The organism is Pseudomonas migulae (assembly GCF_024169315.1).
Classification (GTDB): Bacteria; Pseudomonadota; Gammaproteobacteria; order Pseudomonadales; family Pseudomonadaceae; genus Aquipseudomonas; species Aquipseudomonas migulae_B.
This window is the reverse complement of sequence record NZ_JALJWR010000001.1, coordinates 5939772-5962938: the sequence shown is the minus strand read 5'-3', so window position 1 is coordinate 5962938 and position 23167 is coordinate 5939772. Positions and strand designations below refer to the sequence as shown.

At 59.7% G+C, this 23167-nt stretch carries 23 protein-coding genes; 3 read left to right on the top strand and 20 right to left on the bottom strand.

Annotated features, from left to right (window positions below; translation table 11 throughout):
* Window positions 1–270: 270 nt before the first annotated feature.
* The 20 genes from J2Y86_RS27445 to J2Y86_RS27350 form a co-directional block, all read right to left on the bottom strand.
* On the bottom strand, window positions 271–762 hold the full coding sequence (locus tag J2Y86_RS27445) for a transglycosylase SLT domain-containing protein (RefSeq protein ID WP_253438939.1): 492 nt from the start codon (window positions 760–762) through the stop codon (window positions 271–273).
* Window positions 759–1997, bottom strand: coding sequence for a winged helix-turn-helix domain-containing protein (locus J2Y86_RS27440; protein ID WP_253438936.1), 1239 nt, complete (start codon window positions 1995–1997; stop codon window positions 759–761). The genes J2Y86_RS27445 and J2Y86_RS27440 overlap by 4 nt, the downstream gene beginning before the upstream one ends.
* Window positions 1998–2253: 256 nt before the next feature.
* A complete protein-coding gene (locus J2Y86_RS27435) occupies window positions 2254–2505 on the bottom strand; it encodes a phosphopantetheine-binding protein (protein ID WP_253438932.1) in 252 nt (83 codons plus the stop codon).
* 112 nt (window positions 2506–2617) lie between these two features.
* Entirely contained in the window at window positions 2618–3703 is a 1086-nt protein-coding gene (locus J2Y86_RS27430; RefSeq protein ID WP_253438929.1) for an IpaD/SipD/SspD family type III secretion system needle tip protein, read from the bottom strand.
* 13 nt (window positions 3704–3716) lie between these two features.
* Window positions 3717–4820, bottom strand: a complete 1104-nt coding sequence (locus J2Y86_RS27425) for a cell invasion protein (protein WP_253440460.1) — start codon at window positions 4818–4820, stop codon at window positions 3717–3719.
* Between the two features lie 25 nt (window positions 4821–4845).
* On the bottom strand, window positions 4846–6609 hold the full coding sequence (sctE, locus tag J2Y86_RS27420; protein ID WP_253438926.1) for a type III secretion system translocon subunit SctE: 1764 nt from the start codon (window positions 6607–6609) through the stop codon (window positions 4846–4848).
* 2 nt (window positions 6610–6611) lie between these two features.
* Entirely contained in the window at window positions 6612–7094 is a 483-nt protein-coding gene (gene sicA / locus J2Y86_RS27415) for a type III secretion system translocator chaperone SicA (RefSeq protein ID WP_253438923.1), read from the bottom strand.
* Window positions 7095–7211: 117 nt separating this feature from the next.
* Window positions 7212–8246: an EscU/YscU/HrcU family type III secretion system export apparatus switch protein gene (locus J2Y86_RS27410; RefSeq protein WP_253438920.1), complete on the bottom strand. Its 1035-nt coding sequence runs from the start codon at window positions 8244–8246 to the stop codon at window positions 7212–7214.
* Window positions 8221–9027 (bottom strand): type III secretion system export apparatus subunit SctT, encoded by an 807-nt coding sequence (gene sctT, locus J2Y86_RS27405; RefSeq protein ID WP_253438917.1) that lies wholly within the window; start codon window positions 9025–9027, stop codon window positions 8221–8223. The genes J2Y86_RS27410 and sctT overlap by 26 nt, the downstream gene beginning before the upstream one ends.
* 4 nt (window positions 9028–9031) lie before the next feature.
* Window positions 9032–9286 carry an EscS/YscS/HrcS family type III secretion system export apparatus protein gene (locus tag J2Y86_RS27400; protein ID WP_020795892.1) on the bottom strand — a complete coding sequence of 85 codons (255 nt, stop codon included), beginning with the start codon at window positions 9284–9286 and terminating at the stop codon, window positions 9032–9034.
* A gap of 10 nt (window positions 9287–9296) precedes the next feature.
* Window positions 9297–9956: an EscR/YscR/HrcR family type III secretion system export apparatus protein gene (locus tag J2Y86_RS27395; RefSeq protein WP_253438914.1), complete on the bottom strand. Its 660-nt coding sequence runs from the start codon at window positions 9954–9956 to the stop codon at window positions 9297–9299.
* Window positions 9949–10872: a FliM/FliN family flagellar motor switch protein gene (locus tag J2Y86_RS27390; protein ID WP_253438911.1), complete on the bottom strand. Its 924-nt coding sequence runs from the start codon at window positions 10870–10872 to the stop codon at window positions 9949–9951. Before J2Y86_RS27390 ends, J2Y86_RS27395 begins: the two co-directional genes overlap by 8 nt.
* Window positions 10869–11816: a SpaN/EivJ family type III secretion system needle length determinant gene (locus J2Y86_RS27385; protein ID WP_253438908.1), complete on the bottom strand. Its 948-nt coding sequence runs from the start codon at window positions 11814–11816 to the stop codon at window positions 10869–10871. The genes J2Y86_RS27390 and J2Y86_RS27385 overlap by 4 nt, the downstream gene beginning before the upstream one ends.
* 62 nt (window positions 11817–11878) lie before the next feature.
* Window positions 11879–12334: a type III secretion protein gene (locus tag J2Y86_RS27380; RefSeq protein ID WP_253438905.1), complete on the bottom strand. Its 456-nt coding sequence runs from the start codon at window positions 12332–12334 to the stop codon at window positions 11879–11881.
* A complete protein-coding gene (gene sctN, locus J2Y86_RS27375) occupies window positions 12318–13604 on the bottom strand; it encodes a type III secretion system ATPase SctN (RefSeq protein ID WP_253438902.1) in 1287 nt (428 codons plus the stop codon). The genes J2Y86_RS27380 and sctN overlap by 17 nt, the downstream gene beginning before the upstream one ends.
* On the bottom strand, window positions 13601–14008 hold the full coding sequence (locus J2Y86_RS27370) for an Invasion protein B family (RefSeq protein WP_253438900.1): 408 nt from the start codon (window positions 14006–14008) through the stop codon (window positions 13601–13603). Before J2Y86_RS27370 ends, sctN begins: the two co-directional genes overlap by 4 nt.
* 13 nt (window positions 14009–14021) lie before the next feature.
* Entirely contained in the window at window positions 14022–16073 is a 2052-nt protein-coding gene (locus J2Y86_RS27365) for an EscV/YscV/HrcV family type III secretion system export apparatus protein (RefSeq protein ID WP_253438897.1), read from the bottom strand.
* Between the two features lie 23 nt (window positions 16074–16096).
* Complete coding sequence (sctW, locus tag J2Y86_RS27360; protein WP_253438894.1) at window positions 16097–17203, bottom strand: type III secretion system gatekeeper subunit SctW; 1107 nt, start codon at window positions 17201–17203, stop codon at window positions 16097–16099.
* The gene (gene sctC, locus J2Y86_RS27355; protein ID WP_253438891.1) at window positions 17200–18855 is read right to left on the bottom strand and encodes a type III secretion system outer membrane ring subunit SctC; all 1656 of its coding nucleotides are present in this window, start codon (window positions 18853–18855) and stop codon (window positions 17200–17202) included. The genes sctW and sctC overlap by 4 nt, the downstream gene beginning before the upstream one ends.
* 4 nt (window positions 18856–18859) lie before the next feature.
* Entirely contained in the window at window positions 18860–19639 is a 780-nt protein-coding gene (locus J2Y86_RS27350; protein WP_253438888.1) for a helix-turn-helix domain-containing protein, read from the bottom strand.
* A 177-nt stretch (window positions 19640–19816) separates the two neighbouring features.
* Between J2Y86_RS27350 and J2Y86_RS27345 the strand changes: the two genes are divergently transcribed.
* From J2Y86_RS27345 to J2Y86_RS27335, 3 genes are all read left to right on the top strand, one after another.
* The gene (locus J2Y86_RS27345) at window positions 19817–21028 is read left to right on the top strand and encodes a CmpA/NrtA family ABC transporter substrate-binding protein (protein ID WP_253438885.1); all 1212 of its coding nucleotides are present in this window, start codon (window positions 19817–19819) and stop codon (window positions 21026–21028) included.
* Window positions 21029–21043: 15 nt separating this feature from the next.
* Complete coding sequence (locus J2Y86_RS27340) at window positions 21044–21619, top strand: ANTAR domain-containing response regulator (protein ID WP_253438882.1); 576 nt, start codon at window positions 21044–21046, stop codon at window positions 21617–21619.
* A 335-nt stretch (window positions 21620–21954) separates the two neighbouring features.
* Window positions 21955–23166, top strand: coding sequence for a nitrate/nitrite transporter (locus tag J2Y86_RS27335; protein WP_253438880.1), 1212 nt, complete (start codon window positions 21955–21957; stop codon window positions 23164–23166).
* Window position 23167 lies beyond the last annotated feature (1 nt).

Here is a 23167-nt window from a genome sequence, read left to right as displayed (position 1 = left end):
TGCTAGGAGCGCTGCGCGGGAAGTTCCTGATCGAATTCTGCCGATCTGCCCCCGAGCGGGATCAGAATCCCCCAAAATGGCCCAAATGCTGTTCACTTAAGACAATGTTCAGGCGCGCACGAATTTTGTGGCGAGGGGATTTATCCCCGTTCGGCTGCGAAGCAGCCGCCAATACGGGCAATTGAGTCTGTTTGGCCGGACGCTGGGGCCACTTCGCGACCCAACGGGGATAAATCCCCTCGCCACAAATTTGCGTTGAATGGCCCAAGGTTAACGCCGCGAGATTTTCGGGTGTGTGTCCCAAGGCTGCTCCGGCGTATGTGGCGTCAAGGCTTGATAACGTTGCCAGACCTTGTGCGCATAACGCAGACGGGCCGCCTGCCGATCCGGAGCGTTGCCGGCGTTATAGGCACCCACCGCCGTCCAGTTGTAGCCATAAATTGATACGAAACCGGCCAGCACCGAGGCCCCGACTTCGACCGACAGACAAGGCTCATCCAGCAGGCGCTGCTCGGTAATACCCTGTGCGCTCAGACGAGGCAGATGACTGCTGTTGATCTGCATCAGCCCGATATCACGCGTGCCATTCCTGTTGTAATTCATCGCATCCGACACCTGCCCTGACTCCACGTCGGCAATGGCCTGAAGCAACTCGGGCTCGATGGCATGCTGCTGCCCCGCCGAGACCCAACAATAGGCATGCGCCGGAACCGCACCCAGGGACATCAGCATCAGCAACCCGCCGGAGGCCCACCGACTCATGCCAGTCGCCTGCTGCTGTCGAGCGGTGCCGCTTGCCGGGTGCCTTGCTTTGCGCGGTGCATCATCACGGCATCCCGGGGATCACCGGCAAGTGCGAGACGTACCCGCAAACTCCGCGCCCGCACGCAGTTCGCGTCGTGACGCAGACACTTGTCGAGGCTCTGAACCGCCAGATCATGGCGCTGCCAATACCAATGATGCCAAGCGTGAAAGTAATGAACATCAGCCTGATCGACGCTCGCCAGGCAGCGCTGAAAAAGCACCTGCGCCGCCTCCTCGCAACCGCGAAGACTGGTCAACAGGGCAAGCCGCGCGATGGTTTGCGGACTCCCCGGGTCCAGCGGCAATGCCCTGGAAATAGCCACATGAGCTTCATCCATTGCACGCCCTTGCTCACATAACCCAAGCATTGCCTGGCCCAGCCAGACATCGGCCACGCCACACCAGACGGGGGCATAACGCTCATCCAGTTGCAGGCTGTATCGAAACTGCACCAGCGCATCGCGCAGGCTTTGCGGCGTGTGCCGCTCGACACTGCACACACCGTTGAGATAGGCGACCAGCGCCGGATAGGAAGCACAGCCCGGTTCAGCAGGACGCAGTCCCGGAAGGCGCTGGGCAACCAGACAGGTCAACTCCCCGAGCCCCTCCCCCACGTACCCTGCGCCCAGCCTCTGTCCATGAAGCAGCACATGACCGCTGCTCCGGATCAACTCGATCGACCATTGCGACGGGTCATCCCGCCCAATGCAACGACCGCTGAGGTAAAAGTCAGGCTTCAAACGCTCGACCAGATACCGCGCATCGGTCAACTGACCATAGGCAGCCATCAAACCCGAGGGGACAACACGCAACGCCTCGCCGAATGCCGTCGTCAACTGGCGGATCATGGCGTCCTGCAGATCCAGTGCTGCTGACTCGTTCAGATTGCGAAAAGGCAGAACGGCCAGCGAGGGGGCCGCGGTTCTCGTCGGGCTCGGCACGTCGAGGGCGACGACCGGGCAGGTAAACCGGTAACCCTGGCCGTACACCGTGGCAATGAAATCCTTGTTGTCCTTGAGCAGCTTGCGCAAGGCGTAAATGCAGCGAGTCAATGATTCTTCGGTGGCATCGGCATCGGGCCACACCGTATCGAGCAGATGATCCTTGCTGATCACCGTGCCGGCCAAACCGAGCAGCAGGCGCAGTACGTTCAACTCTTTGGGGGGGACGTGGACACCCTGTCCATCTCGCATCAGCGTTCCATCGCTTTGCAGTAGCCAGCGGTCGAAAACGAATGACCTGAATGGCGGTTGATCAGTGGCACTGTCCATATTCTGGAACTTCTCTATAGAAAGGTACTGAGGCGCAATTGAACCTGTAACTTGTCAGGCTCAAAAATGACAAGCAGCGGGACTATAGGAAGTTGAGCAAGGCTATTCCGTCAGAGGTTCACCATAAGCACCCGAGGAAATCACAACAGAAGTTGTAGGAATATTTACCGGTCATCGGTTATTTTTGCAGCAGCGCATCGACCAACAAACAAATATCCTGCACGGTCCTCCAGGCTGCCACGCCTTCTCGAGGCAATTCGATGTCAAACACTTCATTAATCAACATGACTATTTCTATTACATTCATCGAGTCAACGAACAAGTCCTCCACCAAACGAGAACTGCTTTCGATATTACAGCCATCCAGCGAGAGGCAGTCCGACAACAGCTTTATTATCTGACTTTCAATTTCAAAATCATCAGCCTGCATATTTAACTTTTCCACTGTCCCAAAATCGCACTCAAACAGCCGCCCCCCTGAGAACCAAAGTTACGGCTGGCTTCGACACAAAAAACACTGACTTACAGAATTTTTATTCTCATCAAAAATTCAACATCGCCTTAAGCATGTCCGAATACTGACTAAGGTGCGCAGACAACGTCTTGTTAAAGTTGTCATGATAAGAGTTGGCGTTGGAGTATTTCTGCGTGAAGGATTGCAGCATGTTTTTCATGCGTTCCTCCTGGGCATTGAAGCCGGTTTGCCAGGCCTGGAATTTGGCGGTATCCCACCTGACCGTGTTACCGCCTGGCAAGCTGCCGCGCATGGTCGTTAGTGGGCTGATATCCATCACCACGCTGTACGTACCGTCATCATTTTGTATGAGACAACTGTCAGGCAAGCCCAGTGCTTTGCGCCAATTGTCTGCCTCTTCCTTGGTCGCACCTGCTTTTCCAGGAGCCGGGAACAAAACGGCTCCCGGGTTGGGGGGTGAGTATTTTACGATAAGTTTATCAAGCTCTCTTCTCAACGCACCGACGTTCAAATCGACTTTTTTACCGTCATCAACACCGGTAATCCATTCCTTCATTTTGGCAGTAATTGCTTCGTTGAATTCCTTGAAGAACTCTGAATAGGCCGCGATGACATGTTCATAACCGGCCAGATAGCCGTTTTTGATCAGGTCGATCAACTCCAGCAGTTTGTCGAAGAAATCATTCGATGAACTGATGTTCTGCTTGAACTCCTCGGCTAGTTCCGTTGGCGGCGGGAACCTTTCTTGCAGATCAAGCAGAATACGCGCCTGAGCAACGTCGAGGTGCTGACGCTGTTCCATGGGCAGCGTTTCCCGGCAATGCGTCATCCCCGCGCCAGACTGGCGCAATTGCTGTACCCACATTAGCGAACGAATGCGTCGGGCGTGAACCTGCTCGCCAAACTCGGCAATCAGGAGTTCCGCAGCTCCGCCCGCCACCAATGCGTCATACATTTTTTCAGCGCCCGGTTGGCACTTGAGCATACTTCCAAGATGGCGATTCAATTCCTTTGCCGAACGGTCCAGCAATTGCCCCAGGGAAAAAGCGGCTTGAGCCTCGAAAGGCATTTCGGATGGTAAAGGAGCGTCGGTGACAACGTTCAAATCGATCGGCGAATGAACTGCTTTAGGTGTGAAGTTCGTAATTATCATTGTATTCCCCTACTCAAGCCATTTTACCAATGACTTCAATCCGCGATTGAAATAGCTGCATCACCATGTCCATGAATTTTTGCAAGAGCGCCGCATCAGCCGAGTCTTTTGCCCCGACTTCATCGCTCAAGCTCTTCTGTGTGTTTTGCACACTTTGTTGCAATACCTCTTCCTGCCGCGCCGCATGCTCGGCCATGCGAACCATGGTGGAGACCACCTGACTCATGCCCATCGACATCGCGCTGAGCGCTCGACCGATTTCGAGTTTCCTTTCAATGCCTTTACTGCCCATCTGGCTGAGCCAGTCCGACGCTTGGCCAACCTTCTGTGCCTTGGAAATTTCTTCGTTGAACCATTGCTGCTCCTTGGGTGTAAGGGTCGAACCCTGAGGTTTGAAATTCACTGATTTCATTCGCCCGAAATCATCGAACACCGTTATCTTGTAGGTCGTTTCCGGGTTCCAGTCAGTGCGGTTGCGATCACGTGTAAGGTCACGTTCGATGTTGCTGGCGTCCAGGGCGTTGCGTTTATGCAGGCTGATATCAGCATGTTTGAGCCCAAGCCCTTGAAAGGTCTTGAACATGGCAAACCCGGCGATTGCACCGGAGACAGCCGCAGCCGTGATGGCGCTGTATATCGCCGCCCTGCCGGATTCCATGATGGCCTCGCCCTGGAATTTGCCGGCTTCAGCGTGCATCACACTGTAATGCCCGCGCAGTACAGCGTTGGCGACCCGCGAAATGTTGACCGCGATGATCGCGGCGATCAGCACGTTGGCGTGTTTTTCCCAGGCCCCCGGATCGAAGATCAGATCGTTACGCACTTCATCGCTGACCAACAGCAGGGCGGCAGTGAAGTCTTGCCAGTCGAATTCGGTGGGTTGATAAGCATCGATCGCGCGCTCAAGCTCCTGCACCGTAGGAAATGTCGAGTTACCGCTCTGGAGTATTTGCTTTGCAACGCTCCCGTCTGACAGAGCCGGTTGTAAAAGCCTTTTTCCTTTGAGGTCCTTGGAGAACTGTTCCTGAGCAACCAACTCGCTCAGGCCGGCATCGTTGACCGGATCGTGCGCCGGGACTGCAGGCGTGCGCACATGGGTTGCGTTTATATGAGACATGACGAATTCCTTTTTATGAGCAAGTTCAGGCGTACCGAGCCATTTGCAGGCTGACGGAATGGCTGCGTTGCAGATCGGAAAAAACATGTTCGATATGCCGGGTCCGGTCTTGCATCGCCTTGCCGTAGTCTTCGACCACTTGAGTGAGGTAGGCGGCAATGGCTTCGCTGATTGCCATGCGCACCTTCACATTCGCCAGGAGTTCGGCCGCCTGCGCCTGATGCATGCCGCTTTTGACGCCAAGTCCGCCTTGCGCCGCCACGCCGCCGAACTCGGTAAGGGCTCGAGCGATTTCGACAATGTTGGCGTAACGGGCCAGGGCTACGGGATCAGCGCCGTTGGTGATGAAGCCGCGCAATTGAGTCAGCATCTGGGTCAGCGTGTTGCCGACCGAGGAAGCCATCTGTTTCATGGCCTGCACCGCTGCAGGTGCAGCCTGGGACACCACCGTTGCCAGTTTTGACGCGACCGCGCCGAGCATCGGCCCAATCACCTGAGCCCCCACAATGGCCGCCAATGCGATGGCTGCAATGGTGGCGGCGATGCCCGCGATCATGCCGGCGATTTGCGCGATCTCCTTCGCCGTTTCGGGGTCGACGCCCACCGCCACCAGCACCTTGGTGTAGAGATCGGTAAAGAAGCTGATGGCTTCCTGCATGACCGTCATCAGCGGCTTCATCGCTTCCGCCATGAACGACACACCTGTCAGTTCCTTGACCACCTCGTCCGCAATCATGACCGCAGCCCCGATCACCCCCACCGCAACGAGCACCGGGTTGGCGGTCAGAACGCCGGCTGCAATGGTGGCGATGGAGACAAGCGCGCCAACGATTTTGCCGATGCAGCCCATGGTCTTCTGCAACGCTTCGGCTTTTCGGACCTCTTCCAGGTACTTGTCCGACTCGAGCTGCATTTTTTCCTGCAACTTGGCCTGCAATTCCAGAAACAGCTCTTGGCTGAGCTCCTCCTTGTTCTGAGCCGACTCGCCGAGCAACTCGATGATCTTCAAGCGGTTCAACAGCGCCAGTGCACTGCTGCTCAGCGCCTTTTCATCCGATTGTTTAACCTGCGGTCCGCCGACACCTGTTTCGAGGACTTTTGCGGTCACGACCGCGAGGACTTTAGCGGCGGCATTGGCGGTTTCGATCAGTTTGAGGTGGGCATCGGTGGCTTTTTCAAAGGCCTGGGTATGATTCGCCAGCTCGCCCTTGAGCTGATTACGAAGCGCCAATTCACTCGCATACTCGGGTGACTCGGGGTCCAGCTTCGCCAGACGCGCCTCGCTCTCGTCCAGCAAGCCCTGGCATTGCTGGACTCTCTCGCGCAGCTTCTCCAGATTTTGCTGACTACCGCCAACGGCCCCCTCAGCAGCCTCAAGTGCGGCGACGGCCTCAGCATATTCAGCCGCCAGTTTTTCATGACCCTGTTGTTTGGCCCCGGCCATGCTCTGCAACATCGCCAAACGGTTTTTCAGCTTGTTGACGTCGACCTCGCCGATCAGCTCGCTGATCATCGCCATCAGCAGCGTGAACAGATCACCCTCCATCTCTTTGCCGCTGTTCGGGGCCAGCGGCGGATGCAGCTGCGGCCGTCCGGCGGCGGCAGTGGATTTGCGATGCTCACCGTCGTAGCTCACCGACATCAATCCGGCCAGCGCTTCCTGGCCAGCCTTCTGAAAATCCACCGTTCTGGCCGCCTGGCTGGCAGCCTTGCCGTAGATCTCAAAGGATTCGGCACGGCTGAGTCTTCCGGCGTAAGCCGGGTTGAATGTACTTCTGATTTCACTCATGTTCAGTCCTCCGAACAGTCCTTTTCAATGTGAGCCAGGGTGTCGAGATACACCCGGGCCTGTTTGCGCAGGTCCTCTTCCGTGGCCTGCTCGAGTACGTACTCGAAACACAATCGGGCCTTGCCGATCTTGCCCAGGGCGAGCTGGCACTGACCGCTGTAGAACATCGGTCGGTAGTCGTTCTTGCCCTGGGCGAAGGCGATGGCGTACAGGTCGATCGCTTTCTGATGGTTCTGCTTGAGCTGGTGCACCGCCGCCAGTCCCAGCCAGTACTGGCTGTTGTAAAAGTCGTAGATGCACAGGAAGTGGAAGAACTTCTCGGCATCGTCCAGCCGTCCCTGTTCATAAAACTGGAAAGCAAAGGCATAGAGACCGTCCATGTGCTCGTCGCTGATGCCCTGCACGTCCTTTAACGGCGCACCTGCCAGCACGGCATCCACGATGTCCAGAGCGATTTGCTCGTCTTGTTGGTTGTTGCGACTCATCAGCCACACTCCTGAAAAAACGTCAGCGCCGCTGACGAATGCATTGAGCCAAAGCGCCGGCAGGCACGCTGCCAAATTGCGCTCATGCCAACGACGGGATGGATAAAGAAAGGGGGATCAGGCCTGCTCGACTTGCTCGAGCCAGATCAACAGGCGCAGGACTTCTTCGACTTCCTGCACCTGGAGGAAGCTGTAGCGCTGGTGGGTCTTGAAGATCCGTCGGGCCAGTGCGATGTCATTGATCACGGGCACGCCGACCTCTTTGGCATACGCTCGAACGGCCAGGGCGCGTTGGTTGGTTTCCATCAACGAGATGAACGGCAGCACGGTGATTTCCGGGCGGAAATACACGCCGATGGCAATGTGAGTGGGGTTGGCGATGATCATCCGCGAGCTGCGCACATCGGATTTGACCTGCTCCGACAGCAGCTCCCGATGGAGGTCGCGTCGACGGCCCTTGATTTCCGGGTTGCCGTCCTGCTCCTTGTGTTCGCGCTTGACCGAGTCCTTGTCCATCATCTGGTCTTTCATGAACAGCCAGTATTCGCTGAGCGCATCGAGCACCACGATCAGCAGCACGCAACCGAGAAACGCCAACACCAGCACCAGCAGCAGGTGCCCCCAGATCGCGAACAGCTCCGGTGCCTGGGCAAACAGCTGGGCGAACAGCAGTTGCCGCTGCGTGACCCAGACGATCCACAGCGCCATGGCAAAACTGCCCAGGTACAACAGCGCTTTGACCGTGTCCTTGACCGTGCGCATGCTGAACAGTTTTTTGAAACCATTGATCGGGTTCAGCGCCCCGAGGTTCAGCTTCAGGGCTTCGCTGGCCAGCGCAAACCCGCTTTGCAGCAACGCCGGCAACGCGCTGGTCAAGACGCACACCAGCAGCAGCGGCAGCAGCGCCTTGAGCCCGACCATCACCAGCATCGCCGAGTACTTTTGCAGGTCGGCGTCGAAGTCACTGGCGATAATGCGCCGGTAAACCTCCATGACGTCCAGCAGCGAACTGTTGAACACCATGTAGGTGATGCCGCACAAGGTCAGGCAGGTGACTACCAGATCCTTGGCCTTGAACGTCTGCCCTTTGCGTGCCGCATCCCGCAGTTTCTTGGAGGTGGGTTTCTCAGTCTTCGAGGCGCTGGACGACATCGCCACCCTCCCCGTCGCTCCCGAGATAGTGCTCCAGTGCCTGGGTTTTGCTGCCCATGCGCAGGACTTCATCGGGCAGGTGCACGCCGAAATACAGCATCAGCACCACCAGTGCCACCAGGCTCTTCACCGTCAGCGACACCGAGAACGCGTTCATTTGCGGCGCGTAGCGCGAGAGCAAGCCAAGCAGCGCCTCGCTGACCAGCAGCGTCGCCACCACCGGCGCGCTGATCACCAGGGTCTTGCTCACCAATGCATCCAGCAAGCTGAACACCGCTGACAGGTGCACCGCGCAGCCGCTGACCGGCGCGCAAATGCGATAACTGTGGCCGACGGTTTCGAGCATCAACAGCATGCCGCCGCCTTCGAGATAAACAGCCGCGGCAAACAGTTGAAGAAAGTTCGCCAGCTCCGAGGTATCGACGCCGTTGGCCGGGTCCACCGTACTGCTGAGCATTGCCCCGCGCTGGTTGTCGATCAGGTTGCCCATCGCGTGCAACACCCAGAACGGCCAGCACAGCAGGCAGCCCAGCAGGACGCCAATGCCGGCCTCGCGCAGCAGCAAGCCAAAGAAGGCCAAGCCGTCGAGGCGCGGCAACGGCACCCCGACATAGCTCCAGAACCCCAACGCCACCAGCACGATGACGGCCTGCCGCGGTGCTCCGGTCAGCACGCCGCTGTTGAGAAACGGCAACATGAAAAAAATCGGTGCCAGGCGCGCGAACCCCAGGATCGCCGCCGCGAACAACGCGTACAGATCGAAAAACAGCGTCACCGACATCGGTCTAACCCAATGCCAGGCGGATGACTTCACGGCTGAAATCGAGCAGGGTTTCGCCGTACCAACCCGAGAGCAGAAACAGGCACGCCGCGACCGCCAGCAGTTTGAAACCGAACGGCAATGTCTGCTCCTGCAACTGGGTCACGGTCTGGATCAACCCGACCACCAGGCCAACCACCGTGGCGACAATGATCGGCCAGGCCACCATCAACAGAATCAGGTACAGGGTTTTGTTGCCGGCATAGACCAGATCGTTCATGTCGACGCCCCTATGCCAGTAACGTCAGGTACTGCTTCACCAGACCAGTCGACAGCAACGCCCAGCCGTCCAGCGCGACAAACAACACGAGTTTGATCGGCACCGAAATGATCACCGGGCTCATCATCATCATGCCCAACGCCAGCAGGATGCTGGAGATCACCAGGTCAACAATCACGAACGGCAAGTACAGGTAAAAACCGATCTTGAACGCGCTTTTGATTTCACTCAGTGCATAGGCCGGCAACAGCGAAAACAAGGAAGGCGTGAGTTGTTCATCGGCCGGCAGACTGTCCTCGGAATCCCCCTGAACCGCTTGTGCACGTTCGAAGAACAGGGCCAGTTCAGGATCGGTGTACTTGCGCAAGTAATCCTTGTAGCCACCCAGACCGTTCTCGGCGAAGTCCACCACCGACTCGATGTCGGTGAAGGCCACCGCTTCTTCCTTGTAATAGCCATACCCCTGCTTCATCACCGGCGTCATCACGAAAATCGCCAGCATCAGGGCGACCGCATTGAGGGTCATGTTCGACGGCACCTGCTGTAAACCCAGCGCGTTGCGCACGATGACAAACACGATGGAAAACTTGATGTAGCAGGTTCCGGCGGCCACCAGGAAAGGCAGGAGTGATGCGAACGCCAGCAGTGCAATCAGCGAGACGTCATTCATCGCCTGATTCCGATAAGGTGTCGCGATAAACCTCGAGCAACTCCACACCCAACTGCTCGTCCAGCTGCACCAGTTCCCCACGGGCCACGCACTTGCCGTTGGCGCGAATTTCGATGTGCCGCGCGGCATCGGCTGCCAGCGGAATGAGCTGACCATCGATGATCCGTGACAGCGTCCCAAGATCGGTCTCATGGGTGCCGAGCAGGAACTCAAGACGTACCGGCAGCGCACTGAGTTCGACGTCTGCGTCAGCTTCTGCAGCGACCTGTTGATTTGAATCGGCAAGTGTCGATTGCATGTGTAATCCCTCTTCAGTGAACGTGAACACGCCGATGCATCGATTGGCCAACAGACACTGGTCTGTCCGGTGGATGATGCGCAGGACATCGCCCGGCTCCAACCGAGCGTGACGCAGGTGACTGAAGCCCAGCAGCAGTTGCAGGCGCAGCGGCAAATCAGCCAGCCATGACGCTGGTCCAAGCGAGCCATTGGAAGCCTGCGTCGGTGGCAACTGCGTCACCCACACTCGCCCATGAGCCGTGTCGAACCAGGGCAAATCGTGCGTCGGCAGTTCTGCCGGGGCGATCAATTGGAGGTCGACCAGCGCTTGACAGGACAGCTCGCCCACCATCGGCAGAGGTCGCGGCACCGCCCGGAACAACTCGACGATGCTCGCCTCCGGGCACTCGACGATCAGCAATGAGCGCAACTGCGGTAACGCACGATCCAGCCAGTCGCGGGCCATGATCAGGCCCTGCCAGTCCCCTGCATTTCCACGGGCACAAAACCTTAAGTAGCCGGACTGTCGATCCGGTCTGCCCACTCCGGCACCGTGACCGGCGCGGCACCAGCGCTGGACTGCTTGCGTGCGGGCGCGCGCCGAAGCGTCGACGCGGCGCAACGTCAGCGCTCTCATGCGGGAAGGTCCTGTTGTTCCGTCTGCTCCTCATCCGGCGATTGACGGGAGCCTTGGTGCTGCTCGCCACCGTCATCGGCTAGCTGCCAGCCGAGATCCGGAGCCTGTTCAAAAGGTGCCTTGAGTTGTTCGAAGACCAGGGTGTTGCTCGGGCTGACCAGCAGGTGTTGAGTGAGCTCGTCGGGCACTCGGGTAATCGTCACCTGGCCGCTGGCGGCACCTTTGTTGAAGGGCACCTGCAACAGGCCGGGGCTGGAACCGGGCAGCGTTTCGATCTTTATGTCGAGGGCGGGCTTGGGTATTGGCGTCGCAGGCAAGGGGATGGAAACCGGTGCGGCGGACAGTGCATGGCGTGCGTTGTGAAGGTTCATCAACGCTTCGGGTGGGGGCGCGTCGACGGCGAGGGTTGTCGGTGTACTGACGTTGGTCGCGCGCTCGACGGGCAGCGTTTCAGGCGTGGTTGAAGACGATTCGGTGGACACTCGCGGTGAACCTTGTGCGTTGATCGGCGTCTGTTCGGCCGCCTTCGCGAGCAAGCTCGCTCCCACAGGGAAACGCATTCCAGTGTGGGAGCGCGTCTGCTCGCGAAGGCGCGTGTCCAGACCACGACGATCCAGACCCTGATCACCCACATTGGAATGAGCTTCCCTATGGGAGCGAAGGGGCGACGATTCGACCTGCTCGCGAAGACGTGTGTCCAAACCACGACGATTTAGACCCTGATCGCCCACTTGGGAATGAGCTTCCTTGTGGGAGCGAAGGGGCGACGATTCGACCTGCTGGCGAAGGCGTTCGACCACACCACTACGATCTGAACCTTGAACGCCCAAAGGGACCAGCACCTCGGCTCGATGATGCACGTTCAACGTCACCAGCAAATCCAGCACACCTTGCGGCAGCTCATCTTCTTGCACTGGCACAAGCGTTTCGTGCAGTTCATCCATACACCCCTCGATAGCGGGCTCCTGCACGAGAGTCGATATCGGTGAAACCGCAGGAACATTTTTCATCGCCGTACTCCGGTCATCTCTTCTATCTCCCGTTCTTCCCGGCGCACCTGCTCAAGCCGTTGCGCGCGCAACAGTTGCTGCACCGACCGTTGGTATTTGTCGTGTTTGCGTTGCAGCCCACGCAGTTGCTCGCGTTGCGCTTGCAACGACTGCTCAAGCTGCCTGCACTCCCCGTCCACGCGGTCGCGTTCGAGGCGCACCAGATCAATCTGTCGCCGGATGACCGCCTGGGTTCGCAGCAGCGCCAATAATTGCCCGTGATCCAGAACGCAATCGGTGGCGCGATGGCTGGCCAGCAGGTTTTGCAGCGAGGCCGCTTGCCCCTCGAAACCGATGAGTTCCCGCCGCAGCGGTTGCAACTGTTGCTGTGTGCGCAGCACGGCCTGTTCACCGCGTTGCTGACGGAACTGGCTGAACGCCAACAGGCGTCGCCGGTCAGGCAATGAGTTCATTGAGGCTCCGCAATGTTTCCTCAGGTTCGCAACACTCGTCCGTCGGCTGACGCAACCACCGAGTCAAGGCTTCACGCCGCCGCAGAGCCTGGTCGTTGTCGGCATCGGCGCCCTGGGTGTATTCGCCCATGTCGAGGAAAATCTGCAACTGCTCCAGGCGCGTCAGTGTTTCCCGGGTCGACGCCGCCAGTTGCTGCACCTGCGCGCTGGTGACTTGCGTTGCCACGCGACTGACGCTGCGCAAGACATCGATCGCCGGGTAATGACCTTTGGCCGCCAGGGCACGACTGAGGTAGACATGGCCGTCGAGAATCGAGCGAATCTCCTCGGCGATCGGGTCCGGCTCATCGTCACTCTCGAGCAGGACCGTGTACCAGGCGGTAATGCTGCCGGAAGCCGTCACGCCGGGCCGCTCCAGCAAACGTGGCAAGGCATCGAATACCGACGCCGGATAACCGCGCCTTGCCGGCGCTTCACCCGCGGCAAGGGCCAGGTCGCGGCGAGCGCGGGCGTAACGGGTCAACGAGTCCAGCAACAGCACGACACGCTGGCCCTGGTCGCGAAAATACTCGGCGATGGCCGTCGCCTGCAGCGCCGAATTGCAGCGGTCCACCGAGGAAAAATCCGACGTGGCATACACCACCACGCAGCGTGATCGCTTCGTGGATTGGCGCAGATGCTCAATGAACTCGGTCACTTCACGCCCGCGTTCGCCGATCAGGCCAATGACGAATACGTCCGCATCGGTGTGGCTGATCAGCATGTTGATCAACGTCGTTTTACCGGACCCGGCCGCGGCAAAAATACCGATTCGCTGACCGACACCGCAGGTCAGCAAGCCATCGATGACGCGAATCCCGGTGCTCAATGGCTCGGCTACTGGCCGGCGCTGGTGGTACGACGGCGGGTCGGCATCCACCGGATAATCCTGCTGCTCAAAGGCTGTCGACGGTGCCAGTCGCTCGACGATATTGCCCTGTGGATCGACGACGCTGCCCAGCAATGCATCGCTGCAACTCAGGCGCAATGTCGAGCCCGTCGGGACGATCATCGACTCCCTGGACAAGCCTTTGGCATCGCCGAGCAAACTGAGCAGGACGGCGCCGGGTTTGAAGCCGATGACTTGCGCCCTCGCCACCACCTGCGGCGAACGCCAATGGCGACGCACTTCGCAGACTTCGCCGACCACCACATTGTCCAGCGCCGCTTCTATCAAAGGACCGCTCAAGCGCAAGGGATGGGCGGCCTGCCGTTCCAGCCGGATGCTCATCGGCGCAACAGTTCGCACAGCGTTTCAATCGACTGCACAAAAGCATCCAGGGCTTGTGCGAAATGCTCGGCGTCACCCAGGGCGTGATCATTGGCCATCAAGCGCAATTCGAGCTGCCCCTGAACTTCGCACAGGTGCAGTTGCCCGGTGCGAGAAAAAGCATTGCCTTCCAGCAAGAACTGCATCAATTCGAAGGCGCAATGGTTCATGACGTTTGGGCTAGCCTGCGCGACCTCGGCCCAGATCCACACATCGCCCTCCACCACGGCCACGCTGACATCGGGCAGGTTTTTCATCTGCATCTCAATGGTGCTGTGGCCGTCGAAGTGTCCTATCTGGCTGTCTACGCAGCCGCTGTGTCGCAGGGCTTCACGCAACAGGTCGGCAATATCGATCGGTATCATTTACAGGGTTTCCTCAGAGGGTCTTGATGACATTGACCGAGATGGTCTCGGAGATTTCGCCGAACGACATGACATCCAGCTCCCGAAACCGCCCCTCGATCAGTTTCTTGATGTAGCGCCGCACATCGACCGAACACAGCAGCACCATGTCCTTGTGCGCAATGTGCAGGCTGTCCAGGCCGACACTCAGGCGGTCCATCAGCTCTTCCGACTCGGCCGGTTCCAGGTTGATGAAACTGCCGCCCGAGGTTTGCCGGATGCCCCGGCGCACCACCTCTTCGAATTCCGGCGATAACAGCAGGACGCGCAAGTCGTTGCCGTGGGCGAATTTGTTGCTGATGTAGCGCGCCATCGCTCCGCGAACGTGCTCGACCAGCGCCAGCACGTCCTTTTCCCGCGACGCCCAATGGGCCAGCGACTCCAGGATCAGCTTCATGTTGCGCACGGAAATGCGCTCAGCGATCAGGCGCTGCAGCACCTCGGCGATCTTCTGCACCGTGACGTGGCGATACACTTCCTTGAGCAGATCGGGATAACGGGATTCCATTTCGTCGAGCAGCTGCTTGGTTTCCTGCACGCCGAAAAACTCCTGGATGTTGCGCGCCAGCAACGTGACGAGGCAGCGGTAGCATTCTTCGTCTGCCGGACGCAGTTGATAGCCCAGCTGTTGCACTCGCTCCTTGTCGACGGCGTTGACCCAGACACCGCCCAAGCGATTGCTGTCGTTGCCGCGCACCAGGGCAAAACCCAGGGGCTCAAGGTCCGGCGAATAGTCGAGCAGACGCCAGTGATCGAAATGGATATCGAACTGTTCGGCACGCACTTCATTGATCAGCACCGCCACTTGATGAGCCTGCAACGCCTCGCTGGCGCGCAACTGCGCTTCGGGTATGCGCAAGCCGTAGTCGACGAAAAACTGACTGCGAAAACGCGCCGCCCAACGGGCTTTGTTCAACGCGTCCAGTTGCGACGTGGGCACCAGCAGCATCAAGGGGATGGTTTCGGTGGCGATGTTATCGACGTCATCGAGCAATCCCGATCCGGATTGCAGCGCGTCTTGCCCGGTGTCTGCGGCCCGGCTTTCACCGTCGCCCGCGACCCTGGAAGCCTTTCGATGCCGGGTAAACACCACCAGCGCCAGCACCGCGGCAATCGGCAGAAACGTCATCAGCGGGAAACCGGGAAGCAGACCGACCCCCACCGCCAGCAGCGCCGTGACGCCCATCACGAACGGATTGCCCAGCATCTGCGCGAGCATGTTGCGTCCCAGGTTGCTGTCGTCACCGTTGACCCGCGTCACGATGAAGCCGGCGCCAATGGCGATCAGCAACGCCGGAATCTGCGCGACCAGGCCGTCGCCGATGGTCAGCAAGGTGTAGGTCGACAAGGCCGTGGACATGTCCATGCCCATTTGCCCGACACCGATCGCCATGCCGCCGATGAAGTTAACGAAGATAATGATGATGCCGGCGATCGCATCGCCCTTGATGAACTTCATCGCGCCGTCGAAGGAGCCATACAACTGGCTTTCACGCTCCAGCACGCTGCGTTTTTCCTTGGCTTCCTCGGCCGTGATGGCGCCGGCCTTGAGGTCGCCGTCGATGCTCATTTGCTTGCCCGGCATGCCGTCCAGCGAGAAGCGCGCCGCGACTTCGGCGACCCGCTCCGAGCCTTTGGTGATCACGATAAACTGGACAATGGTGACAATGGAAAAGATCACGAAGCCGACAACGAGGCTTTCGCCGATCACGAACTCACCGAAGGACGCGATGATCTCGCCCGCATCGGCCTGGCTCAGGATCAGGCGGCTGGTGCTGATCGACAGCGCCAGGCGAAACAGGGTGGTCAGCAGCAGCAACGCCGGGAACGTCGAGAAGCTGAGGATGCGTTCGATGTAGAACGAACCCATGAACACCAGCAGCGAAATGACGATGTTCAGGCCGATGAGAAAATCTACCAACGCCGTCGGCAGCGGAATGATCAGCATGGCGATGATCATCACCATGAGTGTCAGGATCAGCAGCTCCGGGCGAGCGCCGATGTTGCGCAAAAACACATTGAGCATGGCAGGTCAGTTCCGGAAAAAAATCATGAGCAACCGCCGAGACGCCGCTGTTCAATACATTCGTGGGTGTAGGCAACGTCGGCCAGCCGCGAAAACTGCTGCGCCAGGCGTTGCGGCGCCTCTTCATCGGCAAACAGTTGCAACGGCAATTGCAGGCTGAACCGGCGCACCGTCTGCAGCAGCGTCGAGCGCTCACGGTGCAGGCTCAACAGCAGGCGTTCACCGAGTACGCCGAGCAACAACTGGTCGAGCTCATCAGGCCAGGTCAACAGGCCGAACAGGAACACCAGCCAGTCGGATTCATCGGGGTTGTGCTGGCAGATCAGTTCATCGCCCAGCAGGCCGCCGATGAACAGCGCATCGGCTGAACGCAGGCGCTTGAGCTCATTCAACCGGGCCAGCAGCTGGCCAAACTCGTTGCGCGAGCAACTCGGGTCCTGGGCGCTGATATCGGTGAGCAGCGCCGCTTCGATGAAGGCCAGCACGTGCGTGCGTTGCGGTGGACCGTACAGCGCAATCCAGTCCTGATAACAACTGACCGGCCCTTCATCGGACTCGAGAAAATCCCGGTACGTTTCGCGCAACAGCGCGGCGCGCACCGCCATGCTCGCCCCGAACATTCTGGCCTTGAGCGCGGCATTGATGCCGGCGTTCATGCGTTTGGGAGAAGCCTGGGCGACCACCGTCTCCAACAGCGTTTCGAGCCGTTGACGGGTGCTTTTCTCGAGTTTTCTACGGCGCAACAGTTCGCGCAGCACCAACGCCAGATCGCTGTCGTCGGCAAACAGCTTTCGCGCCATTTGCAGCAACCAGCCGATGGGTTTGTCGCCGAGCCGTGCCAGGCTGAGGATCTGCCGCACCTTGGGCACGGTGTCGTCGTCCAGGACTCTTTCGAAGTTGTCAGTCAGGGTGTCTGACTTCAGTTCGAAATGCCGCCGGCCACGAAACTGCGCCAATGCCGCCGACATTTCATCGCTGATCTGCACGAAACGCTGCATGACGGCAGCCGTGCCGGTTTCGTCGAGGTCAGTGTCCGCCGTCGCCTGTGGCTGCGGATGCTCTGCGGCCTTCTCGGCATTCAGCCGCGCCTGGGCCGCTCGCCCGCCGCTGGAAATCGCCGGCAGGATCATTTTATGGCCGCCCGGAAATAGGAACGGCGCAAGCGTTCGTGCTGTTCCGGGGTCATCAACTGTGGGCCCGGTTCAACGGCGCTCGGCTCCAGCGTGTCGCGAATTTCCTTGGGTTGAATCAGGAACACACGCACGGTATTGGCCGAGCGGTTCTGCCGATAACTGAACAACCGACCGATCCACGGAATCGACCCCAGCACCGGTATCCGTCCAATCTGCTCGCTGTGGTCATCGCGAGTGAAACCACCCACCAACAGGCTCTTGCCCGGCGGCACCCGCGCCACCGTACTGATCCGGGTGCGGCCGACCGTCGGCAGAGCGCTGGGTCGCTCGCCCTGGCCAGGGTTTTCGATTTCGTTGCCGTCTTCGATATTGAGCGACATTTCAATCTCGTCCGCCTGGGCGAAACGCGGCAATACGCTCACCAGCGTGCCGTAGGTCACATGCTGCAAATCAACACTGCGCTCACCCACCAGCGGCGCATAAAACGTTCGGTTGTTGTCGAAAATCGCCGGCACGTTTTCCTGGGTCAGGATCACCGGGCGCGACACCACATTCGCCCGGCTCGTGCGCTCCAGCGCCATGACCTGGGTGACGAACGACGCACCATCGAGGGTGGTCGCCGAGCCGGCGTTGAGCGACGCGCTGAATTTTCCGCCCGAATTCACCACGCCTTGCCAATTGACGCCCAACTGATTGAGTTCATCCTTGTGCAGATCAATGATCCACAACGACAACTCCACATGGCGTTTGGGCGTGTCGAGCGCACTGACCAGGTTCTCGATGAAACGCACCTGCTCCGGCAATCCCTTGACCAGCAGGCTGTTGGTATCGGGATAGGCCACTACCCGAATGTTCCCGGCGGCGGTGTCGCGCGCGAGGATTCGTGGCGCGGACGGGTCCTGGTCTGAAGGCGCGCTCGCCAGGCCTTCCAGTGGAAACGCCGGCATCAAGCCCGGCGGTCGCTGAGCCGGGACTTGCGCGACAGCAGGCTCGACGCCGTTGCGCTCGCCGCGCAGCAAGGCCTCAATCACGGTGGCCAGCCCGGGAATCGTCACCTTGTCATCACGCAATTCGTATTTACGGTCGCTCACGAAAGTGTTTCGCACCTGGATCACGCCGATCTGCTGCTTGCCCAGTAACAGTTCCGAGCGCTGGTTATCCATCAGCCCGGCCGCTTGCGTGACCAGATCGACATACATCGGCGGGCCGGACACATGGAACGTACGCAGACCATCGTGGCGCAACGGATAACGCCTATCGTGCAACCCCGAGCGCTCCAGGAACGCTTGCAGCTTCGCGACGGTCAGGGTCTGCAGCGACACCATCGAGCTTTTGATTTCCGGAGCGTCATACAGATAAATCGCCTGGCCATCGCTGTACCAGATCAGGCCCATTTGCGCGCTGACTCGCTCGAAGGTGCGTTGCGGCCAGAGCAGATCGAACGTACCGGAAATCCGTTTGGCCGCAGCGGCCTTGCTAACGATGACGGGTTTGCCCAGCGGTCCGGACAGTTCGCTGAAAAAAGTGCGCGCGCTTTGTTCGCGAGCCTCGAAACTGTAGACAGCGGCCTGTGCGGCAAAGGGTGCGAGCAACAACACCAGGGTCAGGCAGGCGGGCAAAAGAGATAAGGAGAACGATCGGCGGTTCATCGGCTCACTTGCCTGGAAGGTAGGTAATGTCGGCGAGGCTGCTGGGCGTGAAACCCACCAGTTCGCGGATTTCCTTGGAGAAATGCGAAGAAGAGGCAAAGCCGGACTCCAGCGCGACATCCGTCAGCGAACAGTCCCGCAGACTCATGTTCAACAGCGCCTGAGCCGTGCGCCAACCGCGCATTGCAGGCTTGGCTGCACTGCCCAGTGCCTGTCGGCACAATCGACGAAAGTGCGACACGGATACGCCATAGCGTTGCGCCAGGTCGCTCAGCTTTTCACTGCGGGTGCCCTGCTCCAGCAGGAATCGCACAAGCCCGTAACTCTCGGTCTGACGCAGCACACTGGCAAAGGTCTGAAAAGCCGGACCTCCGCCCATGGCCTGCTCGATGTACCAGCGTTCCAGTGCGCGCTCCGACCGAACGGTCTCGTACGTCACCGGCAACATCGCCCACGATGTATGGTTTGGTCGCTGGCCATTCAACGCATCACTCAAGTCGATAAAGACCTGCAATTTCACCAGCCGCGTTTCGGACAGCGGCAGCACCTGCACACAGCCACCGGTCATTTGCAGGGTCTCGCTGACCGCGATCAGCCCTTCCCAGCCGCCGGGTAACCGCTGGCCTTGCGCCGAACCCTGCAGGTCGGTCGATTCGCTGACACGCAGATGCAATACCCGCTCGCCGGAACGAGCATCCGGGAATGGGGTGGCACGTAGTGATTCGGTTTGCACGCCAACCTCCTTTGCAGCCTGACGATCAAGGGCAGGCAGGATGAAAGACATGGCGCGGGAAGTCCTGATGGAAAACTGATGAAACCCGGACTGGCATATGCCTTGCACCCACAGAAGTATCAGCACTCATGTCAACGGCGGCATGAGTGCCAGGACAATGGCGTCGTCACCCGGCCTTGCTCATGCGCGGACCCGGGACGACGCTTTTTTTTGCAAGGTGAAGACGCGATGAACGAACCACTAGCCAGCCCGTTGGCCTGGGTCAACGGCAGCGATGCCCCGGAAAAGACCGACATCAACCTCGGCTTCATGGCCTTGAGCGACTGTGCCTCGGTGGTGGTCGCTGCCACCCAGGGTTTTGCCCAGCCTTACGGGCTGACCTTGAACCTCAAGCGCCAGTCCTCCTGGGCCAACCTGCGGGACAAACTGGTCAGCGGCGAACTCGATGCCGCCCACAGCCTTTACGGTCTGATTTACGCCGTGCACCTGGGCATCGGCGGCGTCGCGGGGACCGACATGGCGGTGCTCATGGGCCTGAACCAGAACGGTCAGAGCATCAACCTTTCCCACGGCTTGCAGGCGCTCGGCGTGACCGGTCCTGAAGCACTGGACCGCCACGTGCACCAAACTCGCCCAAAACTCACCTTCGCCCAGACCTTTCCAACGGGAACACACGCCATGTGGCTGTATTACTGGCTGGCGAGCCAGGGCATTCATCCATTGCACGATGTCGACAGCGTGGTCGTACCGCCGCCGCAAATGGTCGCGCACCTGCAAGCGGGGCGGATCGACGGTTTCTGTGTCGGTGAGCCCTGGTCCGCCAGCGCGGTAAAACAGCATCTCGGCTTCACGATGGCGACGACCCAGACGATCTGGCCCGACCATCCGGAAAAAGTCCTCGGTTGCACCCGCGCGTTCGTCGAGCAATACCCCAACACCGCCCGGGCCCTGGTGATGGCGATTCTGGAAGCCAGCCGTTTCATCGACGACAGCGCCGAGAATCGCCGCAGCACCGCGCAGTTGCTGAGCGCCCCGGATTACCTCGATGCACCGCTCGATTGCATCGAACCGCGCCTGCTTGGCGATTACGCCGACGGTCTCGGCAATCGCTGGCAAGACCCGCACGCACTGCGTTTCCATGGCGGCGGTGAGGTCAATCTGCCTTACCTTTCCGATGGCATGTGGTTCATGACCCAATTCCGCCGCTGGGGCTTGTTGCGCGACGACCCGGACTACCTCGCGGTGGCCCGTCAAGTCCAGCAACTAGACTTGTATCGAGAGGCCGCAACCGCCGTCGGTGTTGCCGCGTCGGGCCAGGAAATGCGCAGCAGCCAGTTGATCGACGGCAAGACCTGGGACGGCAGCGACCCGGCCGGTTATGCCCGCAGCTTCAAGCTGCACGCCATGAGCGACAGCTCGCCCCTACTCGCCAGCCGCTGACAGGAGACTGCGAACATGTTGCGTATCCTGCTGATCAACGACACCGCGAAGAAAGTCGGCCGGCTGAAAGCCGCCCTGACCGAAGCCGGATTCGAGGTGATCGACGAATCCGGCCTGACCATCGACCTGCCCGCGCGCGTCGAAACGGTGCGTCCGGACGTCATCCTGATCGATACCGAGTCACCGAGCCGCGATGTGATGGAGCAAGTGGTGCTGGTGTCCCGCGACCAGCCGCGGCCGATCGTGATGTTTACCGACGAACATGACCCCGAGGTGATGCGCCAGGCGATCAAGTCCGGGGTCAGCGCCTACATCGTCGAAGGCATTCACGCACAACGCTTGCAGCCAATTCTCGACGTGGCCATGGCGCGCTTCGAAAGCGACCAGGCCCTGCGCGCCCAGCTGCACGCCCGCGACCAGCAACTGGCCGAGCGCAAGCGCATCGAGCTGGCCAAGGGGTTGTTGATGAAGATGAAAGACTGCAACGAGGAAGAGGCCTACACGCTGATGCGGCGCCAGGCCATGAGCCGCCAGCAGAAACTGATTCAGGTGGCGGAGCAGATTATTGCGATGAGTGAACTGCTGGGCTGAGTATTGCAGTGGCTGTCTGGGCCTCATCGCGGCAAGCCCGCTCCCACAGGTTTTGTGAACACCACCAATCCTGTGGGAGCGGGCTTGCCCGCGATTGGCAGCGACTCGGTCTCGAGTTGTTGGCACAGATCTCGCTAAGTAATCACCACAGGTAACCAACGGCGGTTGCCCCACCTACGACAAAGACGTCGCTCACCTCATTTGCCCAAGGCGAATCCGGTGGCGGCGTTTTTTTGTTTTGGCCCCACAGCCCGGGGCCGGTGGTGCGGCCGTTGCGGCGCCCCACCTGCAAGCTCATGACTCCTTCTCGAGACGACTCACAGCTGAGGTGCGCGATGAATTCAAGCTTCTGGAAATCCGGCCATACCCCGACTCTGTTCGCGGCCTTCCTCTATTTCGACCTGAGTTTCATGGTCTGGTACCTGCTCGGCCCGCTGGCGGTGCAAATAGCCGCCGACCTGCACCTGACCACGCAACAACGCGGCATGGTGGTTGCCACGCCGATTCTGGCCGGTGCGGTGTTGCGCTTCATCATGGGTATGCTGGCGGATCGCTTGTCGCCGAAAACCGCCGGGCTGATCGGGCAGGTCATCGTGATCTGCGCCCTGTTCGGCGCCTGGAACCTGGGCATCCACAGTTATGAACAGGCGCTGCTGCTGGGCCTGTTCCTCGGCATGGCCGGTGCATCCTTCGCCGTGGCCCTGCCGCTGGCGTCGCAATGGTATCCGCCGCAGCATCAAGGCAAGGCCATGGGCATCGCCGGTGCCGGTAACTCGGGCACCGTGCTCGCCGCCCTGATCGCCCCGGTGCTGGCTGCCGCGTTTGGCTGGAGTAACGTGTTCGGCTTCGCCCTGATCCCGCTGATCCTGACCATCATCGTCTTCGCCTGGCTGGCCAAAAATGCCCCTGAACGGCCGAAAGCCAAGTCGGTGTCCGACTACTTCAAGGCCCTGGGTGACCGCGACAGCTGGTGGTTCATGTTTTTCTACAGCGTGACCTTCGGCGGCTTCATCGGCCTGGCCAGCGCCCTGCCCGGCTACTTCAACGACCAATATGGCCTGAGCCCGGTGACTGCCGGCTACTACACCGCGGCCTGCGTGTTCGGCGGCAGTCTGATGCGTCCTTTGGGCGGTGCATTGGCTGACCGTTTCGGCGGGATTCGCACCTTGCTGGCGATGTACACGGTGGCGGCGATCTGTATCGCGGCGGTGGGTTTCAACTTGCCGAGCTCCTACGCGGCACTGGCACTTTTCGTCTGCACCATGCTCGGTCTGGGTGCGGGTAACGGCGCGGTTTTCCAATTGGTCCCACAGCGTTTTCGGCGTGAAATCGGCGTGATGACCGGTTTGATCGGCATGGCTGGGGGTATCGGTGGTTTCGCCCTCGCGGCGGGCATGGGTGCGATCAAGCAAAGCACCGGCAGCTATCAACTGGCCTTGTGGCTGTTCGCCAGCCTCGGCGTCCTCGCCTGGTTCGGCCTGCACGGCGTGAAGCGTCGCTGGAGAACCACCTGGGGCTCGGCTGCCGTCACCGCCGCGCGGGTGTGAG